Raw genomic sequence first — 19,325 nt, forward strand, 5'->3', positions numbered from 1 at the left:
TGCATCGGTTGAATAGTTTGCCTTCGACGTCGGTGCCCCCGGACTCGTAGAAGTTACCAACGAGAGCCACGAGAACCCCGCAGCCCACCAGTACACAGTTGCTATCGACGACGTGACTGAAGAACTGATGGCCTGCACGTGCCCGCACCACGTTCACCGGAACACCTGCTGCAAACACATGGCCGCCGTCGAACACGCAACTGACGATGGAACGCTCGAGGCCTTTCCCTCCGAGGACGACGACGATATCGAACCAGACAACTACGACTGTGACGGCCTCGGGGACTTCTCGTGCTGGCCGTGCGTTCGTGCGGGTCGCAAAGAACTGCCGAACTAACCACCCCTTCAGCTCTTTTTATCCATGACACGCTAGTGACGTTCTCGGATATCACCGACCAGCAAACGCTCACGGAAAGCACAGATGTAGCGATCAAACGTGATTAGTCCCCAGTAAAAGAGTGGACTACAGATATATATTCAGAATTCCAACTAAAACGCGCTTTCGAGAGATGCCAAGTACCGTGCACGGTCAGTTCCTATCATGTCCACTACCCGGCGAACAATTTTCCTCTACTACCTTTACCAGGCAACTCTCTCAAATGGTTTTTACCTTCCTGTCGGTATCATCTTTCTCCAACAACAACGTGGATTCGGTCTCGATATAATTGGCTTGACACAGGGGGCATTTGGACTCGCGCTTGTCTTCGCTGAAATCCCCACTGGTTATCTTGGTGATCGACTCGGCCGTCGGTCAACTCTCGCACTTTCCAGTGTTATCACCACTCTTGTCATGGCTTTGTACACCGTCATTACCACACCAACTGCCTATGTTCTTCTCTACATATTGTGGGCGATTGGATGGAGTCTTGAGTCTGGTACCGGATCGGCGTGGCTCTATGAGATCCTCTCTGAACGTCTTGACTCTGACGAGTTTGCGCGAGTTCGTGGCCGTGGCAGTACTGTCTCACTCCTTGTCTCAGCCATCAGTGCCGTCACTGCTGGCGTCCTAGTTACCGTAGCGTGGCCGCTACCGTTCGTTGCAGGTGCAACTCTCTCCGCTGCTGGTCTGCCTGTCCTTATGGCTCTTCCCATAGTGACTGTTGACACACGCCGTCTAACGCTTGTCGATGGTCTGCGGACACTCTTAACTACAGTTACCGCCCCTGGTCTCCGGTGGTTCATTGTCTATTCTGCCATTTTCTATGCACTCTTTGACGTTCTCCGTGCCTTCGAACAACCTGCTGTGACGGGTGTGGGTGTTCCGGTTGCTGCACTGGGAGTCCTCTATGCAGGCCTCAAACTGGTTTCTGCGTGTTCAGCTGCAGCGACCGGCTGGCTCGCCGACCGTGTCGGGGTAAGTGACTCGTTCCGTCTCCTCATCCCTGTTGTTGGCATTGCATTTCTTCTGGTTGGTGTTTTACCGGTCGTTGTCGTTCCGGTCGTTTTCCTTGTGCGGGCAATCCAGAGTATCGTCCAGCCGTTGCGGGCACAATATGTGAACGATCGGGCAGACGATATGGGGCGAGCCACAGTCCTATCTGGTGTTTCAATGGCTTTGTCGCTCGCCGGTGGTGGCGCGAATCTCGTCGCCGGTCAGTTTGCCGAACGTATTGGCCTCTTTTCATTTCTTGCAGTCTCTGGCTGTCTGTCAGTAGCTGCTGCCGGACTGCTCTGGATACGTATGACACCGGTCAGGAACGAATTCGTTCGATAATCTCTGCAGAGTTGTCTACTCGTACCAGAAGAGTTTCTCCAGCTAGTTCAATACGAACTGTGAGAATTAGCGGTGCCTCATTCGAAACAACGACTGAACGATCCGTTGCCGCGAATGGAATCGTCCACACCGGCTGATTAAGGACATCAAGCCCTCGATCGTGACAGAACGAAACGACGCCCTCATCGTATAGAATCAGTTCCCCGGCTGAGAGGAAAAATTGGTCTCCACAGGATGGACACGAACTGTATATGCTTGCTACCCCCCGGCTATCTGTGTTGAATGGAATCTGTGGAGGTCGGAGTACATTAATTGTTGTCCGATCGCCACATGTCCTACAGCTTCGGTTTGCGAATGCAAATTGCATCTGACGACAATATCGTTCGAACTGCGTGACTGGATCTGTCCCTGTAGGATCAAGGGCTGGTGGAGTACCGATAATCTCGTAAAGGTGGTTACAGTCAGTACATCGAATCCGAGCGACACTATTTTCAAATACTGCCTCCATTGGTTGACCACAGTAATAACAGCCTGTGTCAAGCGTGTATTTGTAGTCTACATCAGGTCGATCAAGGGTTCCAGATCGGAGTGCATGATAGACGATGCGTCCCTCCACTCGCATCTGATATCCTCCATCGACCCTATCAACGAAAATCCCTTGAAGACGCTGTAGGTGGTAATTGAATTGGCTGCTTGGTATGTCGACAGCCGTCCGGTTCATCAGCTCGGTAAACGTGAGTATCGGTTTTGTTCCCTTCTCTACCCTCGCATCGCCTAGTGCCTTAATTATCTTCGCCCGTATCTCATCACTGATGAGTGCGAAGGGATTCAATTCACTTGATTCCATATACGCATCTAAGGACGCTGGTCTTTCAGTATTTCCATCCGGATTGTTTAAAACAGCATCAGTATGTGACTGCGACGGCCTCGATGACTTCCCATGCTGGCCGTGCGTGCGAACAGGACGGGAGGAACTGCCGAACTAACCACTGCTTCAGTTTTTAATCAACACTTTTAAAGAGACACAAATCCACAGTTCCACCGATTACTGATTCTGGCGTCAATCTCCCAGCCCGATGCTTGTTTAGAACGTTTGGTGGATATAACAGGCAGAGACGTTAACCAAGTCGAACCACTCTGCGCTAGAGTATGTCACACTCTACTCGTCGAATCGAACCCGACGACGAGATGAAAGAGAATATCGAGAAACACAACCGTGGCCAAATCTGTTCCGAGTGTCACTCAAATACGTTAATTACGAGCCCCAATGGGAGGGAACTCGTTTGTGAGACCTGTGGATTAGTTGTTGAAGAACGCAGTATCGACCATGGTCCAGAATGGCGAGCGTTCACCCATCGGGATCGTCAACAGAAAGCTCGAGTTGGCACACCGACGACGCCCACCAAGCACGATAGGGGCCTAACGACGACGATAGACTGGAAAGACAAGGATGCATCTGGCCACACGTTATCGGCCGAGAAACGCAAACAGATGCACCGGCTACGGACGTGGCAAGAGCGTATCCGGGCGAAAAACGCCAACGAGCGTAATCTCCAGTTCGCGCTTGGCGAAATCGATCGAATGGCAAGCGCACTGGGCATCCCGCGTTCGGTGAGGGAAATTGCCTGCGTACTCTATCGCCACGCACTGAATGACGATCTGATTAAAGGTCGATCAATCGAAGGCGTTACAACCAGTTGTTTGTATGCAGCGTGTCGGAGTGAAATGATCCCTCGTAGTCTGGAAGAAGTATCGGCCGTGTCGCGTGTGGAACGAACCGAAATCGGCCGGGCATATCGGTATATCGCATGGGAACTTGGACTCAAAATTGAACCCACTGACCCACATCAGTACATTCCCCGTTTGTGTTCAGAACTCAGCTGTTCTAACGAGATCAAAGAGAAAGCCAACGAAATCATAGACGTCGCAATCAATCAAGGATTACTCTCGGGCAGATCACCCGTTGGTGTTGCCGCAGCAGCGATTTATGGTGCCACGCTTCTTTGTAAGGGAGAAAACACCCAAGCTGAAATTGCCGACGTCGCCAACATTTCTCAAATGACTGTCCGTAAGCGGTATCAAGAGCAGATGAGCGCGCTCAATAGATCGCATTAATTATCGGTACACCCGTAATATTCAAACTTACTTCTAACTGATGATTTAAATCGACACATATACAATCAAGAGGATAAACATTTTTGTGTATTTTTCACAAGCAGGGCAGGTTGAGTGTCTCGGGGCGTGAACTGGGTAGTTCACCACATAATGCTGGTTTACATTCACTGACTACGAAGGACAAAGCTATCCCTGTTGGTGGGAACAGTGGATATGATTTCTCTGGTCACAGGAACGCGACATATCTACAATTTCGACAGTAAATCCTGTCACCATCATGGAAGAGGATTCCATCGGCACACTGTGCACACTTTCCTTCGACAGTCCCGTCGGTAGCGGATTCTGCCTGAGATTTGTATATCACTCGTTCCAACGCGGCGATGCGGCGACGTTGCTCATTGAGTTGCTTCTGCAGACGTTTTGTGTTGTGTCGCTGATGTGCTAGCGAACCACGTCGCCGTCTCCGCTGGTGATACAGCATGATTAATCATACTGTATCTGCTTGCATGGTTGTTGTGCGTGCTCTCGCAAGGACCACTCACCCTCTGAAAAGAGACATGGTATTCGTGGATATTTTCCATAGCTTTCCTTAACGAGAAACCGACTTACTAACTGAAACGGATGGATGCGCTATTACCGAAGATGACAAGCTAAATGTCCGGCTGACTTCGTTTACAGAACAAAGGCAAACGCTCGATACAGTATAAATCCAGTGCCTCCTGCACCAAGGAGTGTGAGCAGCCAAATTGCGACTGTATAAATTGTTTTCCGGACGGAGATACTTTCTGTCCCTTCAGTTAGGCCACTTCCAATGATACTCCAGAGGATAATATTGTTGAACGAGATCGGGTAGCCGAGAATTATCGCGGTTTGAGCGATGATAAACGCCGGAATCAGCGCTGCAATTGAGCGTAGAACGCCAAGCGACGAGTAATCACGTGCGACTGCTTGGAGAATACGTGGCGACCCCATCCATGCTCCTAGCAGAATCCCAATTGCTCCGAACGACAGCAAAATCGTCCCTGAAAGTTGCAGCTGTGATTCGAACAGGGGTTCCAGTGGACCGGTCGCTAAGCCGACTTGACTGCCACCGCTCGAAAAGGCGACTAAACTCCCGAGAGCAATCAAAAAGAGCCGAACTCCACGGTCGATCGAACGATTGAGTGATCGTCGAAGTAATCCGACTGCGACGAGACCCAGAATCAAACTCGTAGATGCCATCACAAGATTGTACTCCCCAATTATCGTCGGGCCAGTCATCATCAACGAGTTAGAAACGTAACTCGCGATGGTTCCCTGTGTAGTATCAGGGGTAGGAATCAGTGCCGAGGGCATATTCGCGACGATGATACCGACGATCCCACCGAGGATCGGGAGCGTGGTTTGTTCGGAAAGACTGGTGCGACGGAGCAAGTGGCCCGTCGTATAAGCGATCGTGATCGACATCACCGGTACTGCTGCCCAGAATGTTGCAATCTCACGATAGGTCCCATATGCAGGTTCCCCACCAAGTGCCAGTCCCGCGCCAACGATCGACGCTGTGGTTGCAAACGCAGCTGGAATCGGATATCCTGCCCTAACTCCAAGCGCGATATAGCCAGCTGCTGTCAGTAGACCTGCAATCGCTGCGAGTGGTGTTAATTGAACGCCCGCTATTAGCCCTTCTCCCACCGTTTTCGAAATATTGCCACCTTGTGTGATCGCTCCTAAAGCAGCAAGTAGTCCTAGAAGAAATGCAGCGCGCATCGTCGATAGGGCATTTGCACCAACCGCTGGTGCAAAGGGGGGTGAATTACTACTCGCGCCTAGTGCCCACGCCATCGCTAGACTTGTAGTGATCGCACCAGCCACGACAATGAATGATTTTAGGATAGCCATCTGCTCTTTGAACTACGTACCCTATTCATCGTCAATAGCAATAGCCCCGCTGCTTGAATGAGCGTCCTGAACAATTCATAGGTATTTCCGGATATATACTCTCGTAACATTCGATCAGAAGTTCGTGTACGATCGTTCACACGGGTAGCAGATTGGCTTATGGAAGTTGCAAGGCTATGTAATCGTTCCGTGCGCCACGACAGATGAGTTCTTCCGGATGTTCGGTTGCTTCGAGTAATCTGTCGTTCATACCAGAGAGAGGCGATTACTCCATCAAAATACTGTGGCTTAGAATCCAAAAAGAAACAGATGTAGACGGGTCGAGTTCTATTTGAGTGAAGCATCTATTCCCCTGGAACCCACCAGATAACCTCCTGTGGACTCCATTTCCCTCGTTCTAACGCACCACACTCATGAAGCTCCTCAAGCCGTTGATGCACTGGCCGCCGTTTCATCTGACCGTATCTGCGATTCACCGAGCAGCCACCGCTGGAAACTCGGACTCACGAACCACTCGAAGAATATTGTCATTACTCGCTTGTTCCGCAAATCGTCCCTGTTCGTGGCACTCACTCTACCCTGTCTCACCGTATCAGTCTCCTCAAGTAGGTAGCTCCGCTTAAGACCCTGTAGTATAGGGTTCAAAAAGAGGACTCACGTTTCCAAGATTTTCAACTAATTTATACATTGGCGGTGATCTGGATGATTTCTCCCACCCTATCGAGCAGACCAAAACCCATGTCCGTTCGCATTCGTAGTGATACTATGGAAACCATATTATTCCGAATAGTATTAAAAAATGGTATACCTATATGGTGTTCTCTGGATTTATACATCCTTCTAAAGCTATTCTCGGTTTCTCTTATCATATTTCAATAATACTCCTTAGAATTCGGAAAGGATATGGGACACTTGTGAGTAGAAGAATACCGACAATGGTTGTGAGTAGGCAGCTACAAACAAAACTGAGGGACCGCAGAAAACGTGGTACAAATGTCATTCTCTGACAAACTCGGCGACAAGATCGTCAAACACAGTCGTCTTTTTATCGTCGCTCTACTCGTCTTTTCGTTGCTTCTCGGATCGGGTGCGTCGATGGTAGGACAATCATCTTCCCTCGATTCGTTTCAAAGTGATAGCAGTTCAGCCGCAAAAGCACAGAGTTACATTAGCGAGAACTTTTCGACGGGATCGAACAACACGACGAGTGCTCAAATAATCGTCCGTGATAACAATACGCTCTCTAAAGATTCACTCAAAAATCAAATCAAGTTACAGCAAGCACTGCGGAATAATAGCACCGTAAACGAAACTCTTACCGAAGACTCTCCAACGGTTGGGATAGCGAATATCCTCGCCACAACGATTAACCAATTAGACAAAGCGGAAGAGCTCAAATCCCGTGGCGAAAACCTCCAGGAACGAAAGGAAAATCTCACCGAGTGGGGTAAACAGCTTCAGGCCCGTTCGGAACAACTCAACGAGAGTAAAGAAGAACTCCAGCAACGGGGAGAGCAGCTGAAAGAGCAAGGTGAAGAGCTGCAAGCGCGAGGGGAAAAACTCCAACAGCGCTCGGACGAACTCAATCAGAGTAAACAGGAACTCCAACAGCGCGGTGAAGAGCTCAAAGAGGAGGGTCAGGAACTCAAACAACGCGGACAAAAACTCCAACAACGCTCTGACGAGCTCAACGAGAGCAGAGCACAGCTCCAAGCGAAGGGCCAGGAGCTACAAGCGCAAGCCAAACAGTTGAACGAGAGCAAAGCACAGCTCCAGAATCAGGGCGAGGAGCTCAAACAACGTGCTCAAGAACTCAACGAGAGCCAAGCAGAGCTCGAACAACGCCAGGCGAATTTGGAAGCACGAGCCCAAGAACTCAATCAGACTCAACAGGAGCTCGCAGCGCGTAATAAGAGTTTGCAAGAGCAGCGGGCCACTATCGAGGAGGCCCACCAGAATGGTACGATCAACGATACCGAGTATGAACAACGTCTCGGTTCACTTCAAGAAGAACAGACCGAATTGAAAGCTGATCAAGCTCAGCTCGTAAACAAATCGACCGAACTCCAGCAGGACCGCCAAGAGCTCGAAAAGGATGCCCAACAACTCAAACAGCAAGCAGCTAAACTCGAGTCAGATAAGGCAGAACTCGAACAGCAATCCGAACAGCTCAAAGAAACTGCAGAACAGATGCAGGCCGAACGTGCTGAATTGGAAGAGCGGTCAGCTAAACTACAGCAAGAAGGCAAGGAACTTCAGCAAGCATTTAGCGAACTCCAGCAGGACAAAAAGGAATTGCAGGAAAAACAGGCTGCGCTCGAAACGGATTCACAGCAGCTCAAGGAGCGTGGTGAGCAACTCAAGGAAGATTCACAACGACTTCAAGAGGACTCCCAAGAGCTGAAAGAAGCACAAGCGGAGTTGGAGAACGATTCCGCGCAGCTCAAAGAAGAAGGTCAACAGCTCCAAGAGCAGTTCGAGAATTTCAAAGACGCTCAGGAAGCACTCAAAGAGGACGGACAGGAACTCAAGAACGACCAGCAAGCACTCCAAAACGGGACTAATTTCACGCTTTCCGAGCAGCTGTCGATCCTCGAATCACATAATCAATCGGAGATCGATAATGCGACCACGACCATTCTGGCCGAGAACTCCAGTTTTGGTGGTGCAAGTGCTGGTGGTGACGGCGCGTTCGCGTTCATGCCGACCAGCTACAAAGCCGGGAGCACGGATGCGAACGCGACGATGATCGTTGTCACCCAACAGACGGAGGGTGAAACCACCAGTAGTCAGACGTCGAGCGATCGGATCATGAATTCACAGCTTGCCATGCAAACGATCGCTCACGAGCAGTTCAAGGCAGAACAGTCGAGCGTCCTCGTCTTCGGAAGCGGCATTATCTCGGACGAGACTCAGCGTTCGATGAGCGACAGTATTCTTATCGTCGGACCCCTAGCGGTCATCTTCGTTCTCGGCGTCTTGATATTTGCCTATCGAGATCTTCTCGATATCATTCTGGGGCTCTTCGGTATCGGCCTCGTTCTCGTGTGGACGTTCGGCTTCATGGGCTGGACCGGTATCGACTTCAACCAGATCTTCATTGCAGTCCCAGTGTTACTTATCGGGCTCTCGATCGACTACGCCATTCACGTCTTCATGCGCCATCGCGAGGAGCGAGATCGTACTGAAGGTGTCGAACAGTCGATGAAGGTCACGTTATCGAGTCTCGGAATCGCGTTGATTCTCGTGACTGTAACCGCTGTAATCGGGTTCCTCTCGAATCTCGTCAGCGACGTGCCCCCAATTCGTCAGTTCGGTATCGTGAGTTCCGTCGGGATTACGGCGGCACTGATTATCTTCGGTGTACTCATTCCTGCTCTGAAAACCGAACTCGATTCGTTCTTGGAAGCCCGCGGTTGGGATAGGGAGAAACGGGCGTTCGGTACCGGAGGTGGACGACTTGGCGCGGTGCTCGCTGGCGGTGCGACGGCAGCTCGCAAAGCACCACGTATCGTACTCGCCATCGCCGTGATTCTCACCGTCCTCGGCGGTGCTGGTGCAGCACAAGTCGATACGAGCTTCTCGCAGGAGGATTTCCTGGCAAGCAATCCGTCGGGCGTAATGACCGAATTGCCGGAACCCTTCGCCCCCGGTGAGTATACGGTGAAATCCTCGCTGGAATACGTGAACAACAATTTCCTGCGGCAGGATTCCAATGCAGAGATACTGATACGAGGAGATATCACCCAACCATCCACGCTCGAAACGGTTGAAAAAGCAGAAAACGGAGCGGCCGAGAAAGATTCAACGGTCGTTCTCTCCAGTGGAGAACCCGACATCGATAGTCCGTTGTCCGTTATGCGGTCCGTCGCGAACGAGAACGATTCGTTCAAAACGACGTTCAAAAACGCCGACACGAATGGTGATGGTGTCCCGGATCGCAATCTGGAATCAGTCTACGACAAATTGTACACAGTCGCTCCTGACCAAGCAAAAAGTGTGCTCTATCGTACCGATGACGGTCAGTATAAAGCAATTCACATGACGGTCTCGGTTAAAGGCAGCGCAAGCGGTGATGCGGTTAGCGAGCAGATGAAAGCAGTTGCCGAGACGGTTGAACAGGAAAGCACTCTCAATGCTGTTGCGACGGGTCAGCCGATCATCTTCAAGATAGTTCAAGACCAACTGCTCAACTCGGTCATCGAAAGTCTCCTCATCACGCTCGGAGCGACATTCATCTTCCTGATGATCACGTACTACTTCCTGCACGGAAGTGCGACGCTTGGTTTCATCACGATGCTTCCTGTGGCGTTCAGCGTCTCCTGGATTCTTGGGACGATGTACCTCCTCGGAATCTCGTTCAACGTGATTACCGGACTGATTACCAGCCTGACCGTCGGACTGGGAATCGCCTACAGTATCCATCTCAGCGAGCGCTATATCCACGAACTCGACGAACAACCGTCCGCGTGGGTTGCAATGCGAAAGAGCGTCACCGGTACTGGTGGGGCACTTCTCGGCAGTGCCGCGACTACCGTGGGCGGGTTCGGTGTTCTCGTATTCGCCATCCTGCCTCCCCTCCAGCAGTTTGGAATCATTACGGGTCTCACGATCATCTACTCGTTCCTTGCGAGTGTCTTCGTGCTACCCAGCCTACTCGCCTTGTGGACCCGGTACTTGGGACCAGGTGATGCGATGACGGTCGAATCGGCAGACAAATCTACCGTGGATGATGTGGGAGCAACGAATGACTGATTCGACGGAAGCCAACGCGATAGCTGCGCTACAGCGATTGGGACTCTCCAAGTACGAGGCACAGGTCTTCTGTGCCCTGCAGCCGATCGATAAGGCGACTGCGAGCGAGATCAGCGAAAACAGTGAAGTGCCGCGCTCACAGGTCTATGGGGCCGCCGATGGGTTAGAAGAACTGGGTCTGGTGGATGTTCAACAATCCAACCCCCAACAGTTCCGTGCCGTGGGACTGGACGAAGCGCGTGCCCATCTACAGGCCAAGATCGAACGTGAGCAGGATCGTGCCTTCGAGGCACTTGATTCTCTGCAACAACAGCCAATCGACGAAACGGAAACCCAAGAAGATATTTGGACGCTCAAGGGTCAAGAAACGATTAACGATCGTGTCACCCAACTCATCAGCAACGCGAACAACCGGATTATCTTCGGCGCACGCGATCCGATGATACTGGACGACAATGTAATCACAGCGCTTTCGAAGGCACAAGCGGATGATATTGATGTCTTCATCACGAGTGGGAACCCCGCGGTTTGTGAGCTTTTTGAAGAGCGTGGTCTCGAAGCGTGCCAGTTCCCGATGAAGCCGGACGATAATGATCGGAGTGGTCGTGTTCTGGCAATCGATTCTGATGTTATTCTCATGAGTGTCCTCGTTCCAACCCACGATAGGACTCAAAACGAGGTCGCCTTTTGGAGCGATGGAACTGGGTTTGCCAGTATCCTGATCGGTCTCTTGGAGACCTGGTTTTCAAAAATCATTGAGTCGTAAGCCTGTTGAAAAATCGGCGCAGTGAATGCGCTATGATTGTTTGATTCATTAGTCGCAATGTTCAACGGCCTGATTTCTTGCGGTGACGTTGGTCACTACGGAATCGGCGGAGTTGACGATTAGACGAGTGTTGATTGCTCTCCAAATTGTTGCTGCTCGTCGTGCTCACTCTCGTTTGTAGTCATAGTCCATGACACTGTTCTCAGGTGGTTCGTTCACCCGAATTGATTCAGCGTTGATAACGGAGTTAGTGTATTATACTAACCTTGATTGTCTCCTAAATCTCGATAACTGTGTCGCATATCTCCCCTCACGTGTTTCCCTTGGCAAACGTCCCAATTACTTATCCGTATTGGAGCCTGCGACACTACATAATGAATCTCGCAGATTTTCAGCAACAGTCGGAAATCACCGACGATCTCCCAGCTATCGATTGTAATGCGTGCCAATCTGCTCTCGACCCTGCTAGCCAGCAATCCGTCTCATTTCTCCTCCTGGATCAGCTTCGAATTCCTGTGCTCAGTTGTGATGACCATCTCGAACAGTTCACGTCGATCTGTGGCCTCACCTCTGACGACACAGCGAAGCTTCTCCATCACCAACCCGCTGGTGGTATCTCGTGTCCTGGCTGTCGTTTCGCATCATATTCTGCAGCCCAGTCCATAGTCCCGGTCCAAGATGGGGCAATTGTACCCATCGCATGTCCAGAACACCAATCAAAGATCATTCACCGATTCCAGACAGGGCTGCAGACCCACCAACAGCTAACGTCTGGTCTTGGTACGACGATCGGCACCTCGCTGTGAATTTCAAGGTGACAACCAGGACTAGAAATGAAATTATAGTAGTGAAGTGCGGCATCCTCCCTGACGTAAGCGTCAGGGCTTCTTCTCCTTCATGTTGGTGTATTCGTCGGTTAACGACATGACCTGTTCTCTCGTGTGAACCAGTAACGAGACTCACACCAATTCTGGGAAATACGAACTCCATCAACGAGTGTAGAGAAGAGAGTACCCAGTGGCATCAGTGACGTCTTTTGAGAGCTTGGTCAGAATCGACTTTTTACTTGCCACTGATCCCTTCAGTAGCGGTTGCTATTACCGAGAAACAACACGAGAATGCACTCAATCATCACAATGCCCAATTCGATACTTACCCAAGGGAGTACTGTACAGACACATCAGAATACCCCGAGCGGATCGTATCCGGGTGATCATCGTTGTCGCATTGTCCCTGAAGCCGAGAAAATCTTCTATATTTGTACCACCCCCGTGAATCCGGTCGCCGAATCACGACACCGATTGGGTTCCCAAAGTAGTTGGTATAGGAACCCATTGAGAAATAAAATGAGTCCTAACCTTACTCAATGTCCTGATTGTGGATGGACTGGTAATACGAGTGATTGCGTAATCGATGAACTCAAACGAAAGTGTCCAGTTTGCCACTACGTATTACCACGCAATTCCTGAATCGGGCAATATATTCACTCGTCCTCTGAAATCCACCAGATGACCACCCGCGGACTTAATTTCCCCCGTTCCAACTCGTCGCGTTTATGCAACTCCTTGATCCGCAGATACACTGGCCGCCGTTCCATCACAACTGTATCTGCAACCTACCGGATGATCACTGCCGAGAGCTCGGACTCCCAAATCACTTGAAGAAGTTCTCGTCAGTCATTATCGGCGGTAGTTCGTGCTCTACTATTCTCTCAATTCGGATTTTATGTGAAAGTACACTAGTTTTAAGCAATTGTCTTATTAATACTGAATCTAATGCAAATCTCTCGCCGTTGGCTCATGCTCATCTTCGTTGGTTGCCTATGTATCACTGCGGGATGTAACTCTCTATTTAACGACTCCGACCCTCAAACAACAACTACGTCAGACCTTCAAGGAGAGCTCGCACCCGGTTTGACTGCCCATGGAGTGACAGACGTGGGTATGCTTACAGAAACACATGCACGAATTCTCCAAGAAGATTCCTACACTGTCGATTGGGCCAATGTCCAGCGATATTCGAATGGGACAGTGCGATATCAGTCTGCGGGTCAAACACGACGTGGTGCCAAGGGAGTCCACTTCTATTCACAAATCCGATACCCCACTCCACTACCGACCTTTGCCAGTTTTCCGTTACAACGCTATGAGACCTATGGAGAGCACTACACAATCTATCTGCGGTATCTCGGACAAAATAACACAACTACGAGAGCTTTAGACCGCTCTGAAGCACCGGTGTCAAAAACGTTCACGTCTCGTGAGTATCTATATGCGGCCTTGAATGCATTCAACAAAACTCACGGCTTCACAGCCACTAAACTCTCAAATTCATCCCCTTTCCGTTATCGAATACGACTAACAAAACTTGAACGTCCAGCACTGATTGCAAATTATCACGCCCTCGAGTCGGTGACAAATGCATCACTAACAGCTACGACCGATGGGTGGGGCGTCATTCATCAGTATCGTCTTACCTATACTGGGCAAGCGAACAATCGAACTGTCTCCGGAAACAAAACGATTCAGTTTACCCAACTCGGAAGCACTCACGTTTCACAGCCATTCTGGGTTCAAAATGTCTCATTGAATCAATCAACTACGATGAAGAGAAATCACTGATATATGATTACTTGAGCGCCGTCGTTGTACGAAGGAGGGGTGGCGGGAAGAGGGCGTGTGGATCAGGAGTGATGGCACCAGACCCACGCGAGACCATTCAGGGTGTCAGAGGCAACCGCGCCACAACTAGTCCTTTGAGGGGTTCGGTAAATGCTTTGTGCTACTATTAAAAAATAAGACAATTAGAAAGCTGACTACAGGTTTCGCTCTTCTCGTATATTCGCGAGAGCATGGGCTACGGTAAGTTCATGAACCGCTGCTGCACTGGCTGCCGCTCCATTGCAACCGTGTCTGCGCCCCACCGAGCAGCTACCGCTGGGAATTCAGAATCACGAACCAGTTAAAAGAGATTGTCATCATTGTTTTACGAATTTTTGACATCCCGAGCGACATCAAACAAGTTATTGTTGAACTGATGTCCACGATCATCAAATTCACGAATGTTCGCCTGAGGGAGTTGTTCAGCGTATAGCGCGAGATGTTCAAACGGGACCACTTCGTCGTCGCGGCTGTGATACAAGAATATCGGAGATTCTTTGGGGAGTTCCGATGCGAAGTCTTTCTGTAGTACATCCTCGTCAACGTTCCATCCTTTAGAGCCAAAGTAGGGTGGCGCGATTAGGAATACTCCGGTGACGGACTTTTCTATCTCCTTTTCGGAGAGACATTTCAACAGAATCGAACCACCCACAGAGTGTCCGACGAGAAGTACCTCCTGCTCCAACATATCGAGTTCTTTTGCTACCCGATCTGTCCACACTTCTGGAGAATCCACGTTCGGCATCTTCGGACACCGTACCTCGTACCCTGTCCCCAATGTTTCCTGCAGACTTGCTACTAGTTTCATATCTTCCTTGTAGGCTCCCTCACCGCCACCGTGAATGAACAGTACTTGTTTTTCCATGGTTATTTCTTTTTGATACGGACACCGAGATGGGTGACAGGGTCTATAGAACACTGGTATCTTCTAACTCAACTTACTGGAGATCTCATTAAGAGGCCCTTCATGCTCGTTACAGTATTCTCATATCTGGCTAGGAACTGCTTCAGTATCAATGATTCCTTGAAGGAGTATCGAAGCATTGGAACGTACCGATTCCCTTCAATGACGAGACCATGTCTAAGAAATTCCAAAATCATTTTTACCGTACCTATCTGTTACAGTAGAGATGACCGGAAATACACCCAAGAACGTCACCGATTCTATCCGTTATCAAGGAAAGGCGATCGATGATCCGGCATGGATACCTGAATTTCTCGCTGAACAGGAAACGGGTGTGCTTGGTCTCATTGATGACAATATCCCTCATCTTGTGACACAACTCTTCGTCTACAATCGAGATGAAGGCGTGATTTACCTCCACGGTGCAGAGGCGGGACGTGCTCACGAACTCGTTGAGAGCGGCGACCAATCCTGCGCTTCCTTTACAACGAGTGAAAAAGGGCGATATATCCCGGCTGATGAACCGGTAAACTTCACTGTCGAGTACTCGAGCGTGGTCGCCTACGGAACCATTGATTTGCTCGCTGATAGAGAGGATAAACGAGCGGTTCTTGAGCAATTTATGGAGAAATTTGCACCCCAATTGGTTGAAGGCGAGGACTATGAGCTAATAGCACAGGAGTCAATCGATCGGACGGCCGTCTACCGTCTCGACATCGAATCATGGAGTGGCAAAGAAGGGTGGAAAGATCCCGATCATCCAGGAGCGTACAGTCTCGATTCAACCCAGTAATTCCACTCCACAGATCGGCTCCATCGAATTCGCACTCATCGCCGGTAGTGTCTTTTCACATTCTCTTGGATGAAATCCCGGCCTGAAAGGTCTTTTCCGGGAGCATGACAGTGGATCATGCCCTGTGTGAACCGGAATTCGTGATGTTACGAGTTGGATGACCGTCGGGTAGCCGATGTGGGCTGATTCTACAGCGAACCCTGTCGAGAGAGATTGTGCCTTTGACGTCGCTTCGACAGGTCTGGTGGCCGAGTTTCTTTGAGCCAACGCAACCAATGAACGGACCGGAAGAGGCCATTCTGATCAGTCTCTCAAAATTCGTCTACTCATCTTCCTGCGCTCACTCCCATTATCCTCAAGCTACCGAGTAGCGGAGACCCACGTCGGATGCTGAACCACCCGACGTTGTCTTTCGTCTGCCAAGGCTCGAAAGACCAACCAGACGAATCCATCCGCAGCCCTTGAAGCTGCCGAGACGACACAGCAACGCGCACAGGCCGAACAATTTGCCTTCGACGTCCAAGCCCCCGGAATTGTCGAAGTGACCAACGAGAACCCGGCAGACCACCAGTACACCGTCTCCATCGATCACGAGAGTCAACCCAGACACTAACCTATCATCGATCTCTCAATCCTCCTAAACAAAAATGCTTCCCTCATGCACGCTGTAGAGTTTGACGACAACGTTGAACGTCTTCCCGTGGATATCTATCGGTTCCGTACTCGACGATTTGTGATCGGTGAGTGAGAATTTCACGAATGACTGAGGCAATTTTACACCGATAAATAACATTGAAGTACTATAGATGTCTTTGAAGAAATGCTGTGTGTCCGATCGTTGTAGCAGTGCTCCATGATACAGTTCACTTGCTACAACGATTTTCCTCAGGTCACGGGTATACAGCACCTCATGAATTCAAAGGCATTCTGTGATATAACGAGTGACGATTTCTCAACTCTTACACGCCATTATTGAGACCTACGATATCCTTATAGGTCACAGTATGTCATCACGCAGGCGATGTGATGACCTGTATTATCTCACATTATTCCTACCAGGATTCTCACTGTAAACACATGACTGCAGTCGAAAATCGTCGCAAAAATCACAGGAGCGGTTTCAACGTCTGTTCCCTTACAACCGAGATGCTCTATCTCGCATTTTCGAGCAAGCACCGCATTCGTGTGATCGACAAACGAAATCTGCTGGTCGTCGAAACGCTCGAACTCCTCACACGCCGCGTCAAACGTTGCTTTGCCCACTAGCAAGATATTGTACGTCTTCGACTGGTGAACCACCGACCCGAATCTACTTGATACAAAGATCGAGTCATCTGAAACTTCTTTGACCGTCCGTTGTATCGCCTGTATCTCACCACCTACTTCAGATAGTTCCAACTATCTATCCAACTCAGAGGCAGAAACCGTCCGGTCAGAATGAATCGTAACACGGTAGCCAATATACTCAAAGCTCACTTCTGGCGAACCCTGCTGATAGAGAGCTTCGAGGGCATCAGGATTGATCGCCTCATACAGAGGAGTCGCAGGTTTCATGCCGTTGACTTCGGCCACGGCGGTCACAACGGCTTCAGTGATCGACTCCGTATCTGAAACTGAGTTACGTATCGAAGGTTCTGCTGGAGAATACGAAATTGAAGCGGAGAGCTAAGAGTACAGAGCCACTCTACAGTAGGACAATCAAGTAGATCGACGTAGTCGTCTACGACGATTCTTTCACTAACGGTAGTCTCAAGATGGTTGCTTGGCCAATTAATTACCTGCAACAAAGTCTTTTTACTCCATGCTTCGAACACTCGAATAATGCGGGGACTGCTTATTGGTCGCTTCCAGCCATTTCACAATGGACATCTCTCCCTCGTTGAACAAGTCGCTGCTGACGTTGATGAGATGATCATTGGGATCGGTAGTGCAGAGAAATCACATTCTGTTCGGAACCCGTTCACTGGTGGTGAGCGACTCCAGATGATCTCAAACGTCACCTCCTCTTTTGAAACCCAGATCTACCCGATTCCGATTGTTGATCTCGATCGTAGTTCAGTGTGGGTTCAGCACGTGATGAGCATGTGTCCACACTTCGATGTTGTCTACAGCAATAATCCACTCGTGCGACGGCTTTTCGTCGAACATGGATTCTACGTCGCTAGTACACCACTCTACATGCGAGAACAATATCGAGGGACCGAAGTTCGACGCCGTATGCTTGTGAATGAAGAGTGGTCGAAGTTAGTTCCAGAACCTGTCCGAACGGTGATCAACGACATCAAGGGTGTACAACGATTACAACGGCTTAGTTCCTATACGAACCCACCAGAGAAGAACCGTACTGTAACTAAGTCAGAGCCATCGCACTGATTATCCACTTCCGATACAAGCGTAAGGTGGTTTCACACAGGCCTAGGCCGTTACCTGGTCTGCAAGCATGTCAATGTCCTCCAAATTGTCTGGGACCAAGACCAATCGAAGTCGTGGGCGACCAACCTCGATCGGTACTTTCTCTGTCTCAATCAAACCACGATCCTCGAGTCGTGTTTTGGTCTGTGAGAAGGTCGCTTTGCTCGCGACGCCGGTATCCTCTCCCCATTTACTGATATCATAGAGCAGCACCTCGTTGTTCGCCGCCACTAACAGGGCAATGGCCACTTCATCGAGCTCGTCGTCCTCTCCAGGCATGGTGTCGACCGAGTCAACAACCATCATAAAGTCCGCTTGGACCTCATCGCCGAACTCCTCACCAAGCGTTTCTTGGACACGCGAGAGTGGCGGGGGTCGGAGGGAGAATGTATCACCGTCCTCCCAATCATCCGAAAACGACGACCAGATGTTCTCGACCAGCTCCTCATCGTCTGAACGCAGGCCTGTTAGTTCATCATCCAATGTTACCACGGTCACGACTTCATCATCACTGACCAGCAATGAACTTCGCGTGATATCAGTAGTAATTTGAAGTTCAAGTGTATCTTGGTCGATCAAATCCGCCACCTGACTCGCCAGAATGAAATCTTCGAGCGACGCTTTTAGCACATCAGGGGCGGCAAGTACTTGGAGGTCCGGCAACTCATCGTCGAACTCTGCTGCCATCAGCATCAGCGTCTCGAAGACATGCACATGGTTGCTGTCGAAACCGCAACCGACGACGGGACGCTCGACGCTTTCCCATCGGAGGACGAAGACGATACCGAACTCGAAGACTGCGACTGTGATGGCCTCGGTGACTTCCCGTGCTGGCCATGCGTAAGAACGGGACGGAAGGAATTGCCGAACTAACCACCGCTTCGTTTTCACTACTTTGCATCAATTTCACTCTCGAAAAGGAAGCGGACAGGTAATGTGGCGGGTGATCAATGAGTCGTCCTACGTTGCGGGGTGTACTATGTTTCGATTGCCAAATTTTGTAGCTAACCAAAAACCATCGGTATGGTAGGAACTGGATCTTTCGTTCTGCCCGGTCTCGCTGCTGCAGCTCCAGGACAAAAAAGTTTGAAAAATAACTCAGATCTTCCAGTTCCAGAGGAAGAAGTGATGTATGCTGATGAGATGCAATCTTTCAGTCCATCCGCGAAGCAGGTTCCAGTCGATCAGCTACCCATTAGTGTGTACAGTAATGAAAGTAGTTTAGAGAGTGGTATGAGTGCAATGGCTAGTGCCAACCGTTGTTACGGTACTGGTGTTAAATTTCTTGACGTACAAGTGTGTCTGAACAGCAATGGTAATATTAAGGC

General features: G+C 50.0%; 13 protein-coding genes. 9 read left to right on the forward strand and 4 right to left on the reverse strand.

The genetic code is table 11. From position 1 onward, the window contains the following. Positions 1–112 precede the first annotated feature (112 nt). From A4G99_RS26195 to A4G99_RS20595, 3 genes are all read left to right on the forward strand, one after another. Positions 113–337, forward strand: a complete 225-nt coding sequence (locus tag A4G99_RS26195) for an SWIM zinc finger family protein (RefSeq protein ID WP_190303837.1) — start codon at positions 113–115, stop codon at positions 335–337. Positions 338–541: 204 nt separating this feature from the next. Further along, entirely contained in the window at positions 542–1,714 is a 1,173-nt protein-coding gene (locus A4G99_RS20590; RefSeq protein WP_066147706.1) for an MFS transporter, read from the forward strand. A gap of 1,149 nt (positions 1,715–2,863) precedes the next feature. Then, on the forward strand, positions 2,864–3,829 hold the full coding sequence (locus A4G99_RS20595) for a transcription initiation factor IIB family protein (RefSeq protein WP_066147710.1): 966 nt from the start codon (positions 2,864–2,866) through the stop codon (positions 3,827–3,829). 672 nt (positions 3,830–4,501) lie between these two features. Here the strand turns inward: A4G99_RS20595 and A4G99_RS20600 are convergent. Then, positions 4,502–5,707: an inorganic phosphate transporter gene (locus A4G99_RS20600; RefSeq protein ID WP_066147712.1), complete on the reverse strand. Its 1,206-nt coding sequence runs from the start codon at positions 5,705–5,707 to the stop codon at positions 4,502–4,504. A gap of 993 nt (positions 5,708–6,700) precedes the next feature. On the opposite strand from A4G99_RS20600, the gene A4G99_RS20605 reads away from it, so the two are divergent. Beyond that, on the forward strand, positions 6,701–10,462 hold the full coding sequence (locus tag A4G99_RS20605; protein ID WP_066147715.1) for an MMPL family transporter: 3,762 nt from the start codon (positions 6,701–6,703) through the stop codon (positions 10,460–10,462). Then, entirely contained in the window at positions 10,455–11,228 is a 774-nt protein-coding gene (locus A4G99_RS20610) for a TrmB family transcriptional regulator (protein WP_223302073.1), read from the forward strand. Before A4G99_RS20605 ends, A4G99_RS20610 begins: the two co-directional genes overlap by 8 nt. A 2,985-nt stretch (positions 11,229–14,213) precedes the next feature. On the opposite strand, the gene A4G99_RS20620 is transcribed toward A4G99_RS20610, so the two are convergent. Continuing rightward, a complete protein-coding gene (locus tag A4G99_RS20620; RefSeq protein WP_066147717.1) occupies positions 14,214–14,753 on the reverse strand; it encodes an alpha/beta fold hydrolase in 540 nt (179 codons plus the stop codon). A 265-nt stretch (positions 14,754–15,018) separates the two neighbouring features. Here A4G99_RS20620 and A4G99_RS20625 point away from each other — a divergent pair, with 265 nt between their 5' ends. Beyond that, positions 15,019–15,585, forward strand: a complete 567-nt coding sequence (locus A4G99_RS20625) for a pyridoxamine 5'-phosphate oxidase family protein (RefSeq protein WP_066147719.1) — start codon at positions 15,019–15,021, stop codon at positions 15,583–15,585. A gap of 1,398 nt (positions 15,586–16,983) precedes the next feature. Here the strand turns inward: A4G99_RS20625 and A4G99_RS30015 are convergent. Further along, the gene (locus A4G99_RS30015) at positions 16,984–17,238 is read right to left on the reverse strand and encodes a HalOD1 output domain-containing protein (RefSeq protein WP_394337477.1); all 255 of its coding nucleotides are present in this window, start codon (positions 17,236–17,238) and stop codon (positions 16,984–16,986) included. A 168-nt stretch (positions 17,239–17,406) separates the two neighbouring features. On the opposite strand from A4G99_RS30015, the gene A4G99_RS24720 reads away from it, so the two are divergent. Further along, positions 17,407–17,958 carry a nicotinamide-nucleotide adenylyltransferase gene (locus tag A4G99_RS24720; RefSeq protein ID WP_082837976.1) on the forward strand — a complete coding sequence of 184 codons (552 nt, stop codon included), beginning with the start codon at positions 17,407–17,409 and terminating at the stop codon, positions 17,956–17,958. A 42-nt stretch (positions 17,959–18,000) separates the two neighbouring features. Here the strand turns inward: A4G99_RS24720 and tbsP are convergent, their stop codons facing one another. Then, complete coding sequence (gene tbsP / locus A4G99_RS20640) at positions 18,001–18,711, reverse strand: transcriptional regulator TbsP (protein ID WP_223302074.1); 711 nt, start codon at positions 18,709–18,711, stop codon at positions 18,001–18,003. On the opposite strand from tbsP, the gene A4G99_RS26205 reads away from it, so the two are divergent. Next, positions 18,712–18,870: a hypothetical protein gene (locus A4G99_RS26205; RefSeq protein WP_190303834.1), complete on the forward strand. Its 159-nt coding sequence runs from the start codon at positions 18,712–18,714 to the stop codon at positions 18,868–18,870. 150 nt (positions 18,871–19,020) lie between these two features. Beyond that, positions 19,021–19,325 (forward strand): hypothetical protein (locus A4G99_RS27830; RefSeq protein WP_223302075.1); only part of this gene is annotated, 305 nt, incomplete at its 3' end.

This window comes from Haladaptatus sp. R4, assembly GCF_001625445.1.
Taxonomy (GTDB): Archaea; Halobacteriota; Halobacteria; order Halobacteriales; family Haladaptataceae; genus Haladaptatus.

Bases quoted from the DNA above. Each gene is read 5' to 3' on its own strand.
- A4G99_RS20605 (WP_066147715.1), top strand. From the start codon at position 6,701: ATGTCATTCTCTGACAAACTCGGCGACAAGATCGTCAAACACAGTCGT.
- A4G99_RS20620 (WP_066147717.1), bottom strand. From the start codon at position 14,753: ATGGAAAAACAAGTACTGTTCATTCACGGTGGCGGTGAGGGAGCCTAC.
- A4G99_RS20610 (WP_223302073.1), top strand. From the start codon at position 10,455: ATGACTGATTCGACGGAAGCCAACGCGATAGCTGCGCTACAGCGATTG.
- A4G99_RS20595 (WP_066147710.1), top strand. From the start codon at position 2,864: ATGTCACACTCTACTCGTCGAATCGAACCCGACGACGAGATGAAAGAG.
- A4G99_RS26205 (WP_190303834.1), top strand. From the start codon at position 18,712: ATGGTTGCTGTCGAAACCGCAACCGACGACGGGACGCTCGACGCTTTC.
- A4G99_RS20600 (WP_066147712.1), bottom strand. From the start codon at position 5,707: ATGGCTATCCTAAAATCATTCATTGTCGTGGCTGGTGCGATCACTACA.
- A4G99_RS24720 (WP_082837976.1), top strand. From the start codon at position 17,407: ATGCGGGGACTGCTTATTGGTCGCTTCCAGCCATTTCACAATGGACAT.
- A4G99_RS20625 (WP_066147719.1), top strand. From the start codon at position 15,019: ATGACCGGAAATACACCCAAGAACGTCACCGATTCTATCCGTTATCAA.
- A4G99_RS20590 (WP_066147706.1), top strand. From the start codon at position 542: ATGTCCACTACCCGGCGAACAATTTTCCTCTACTACCTTTACCAGGCA.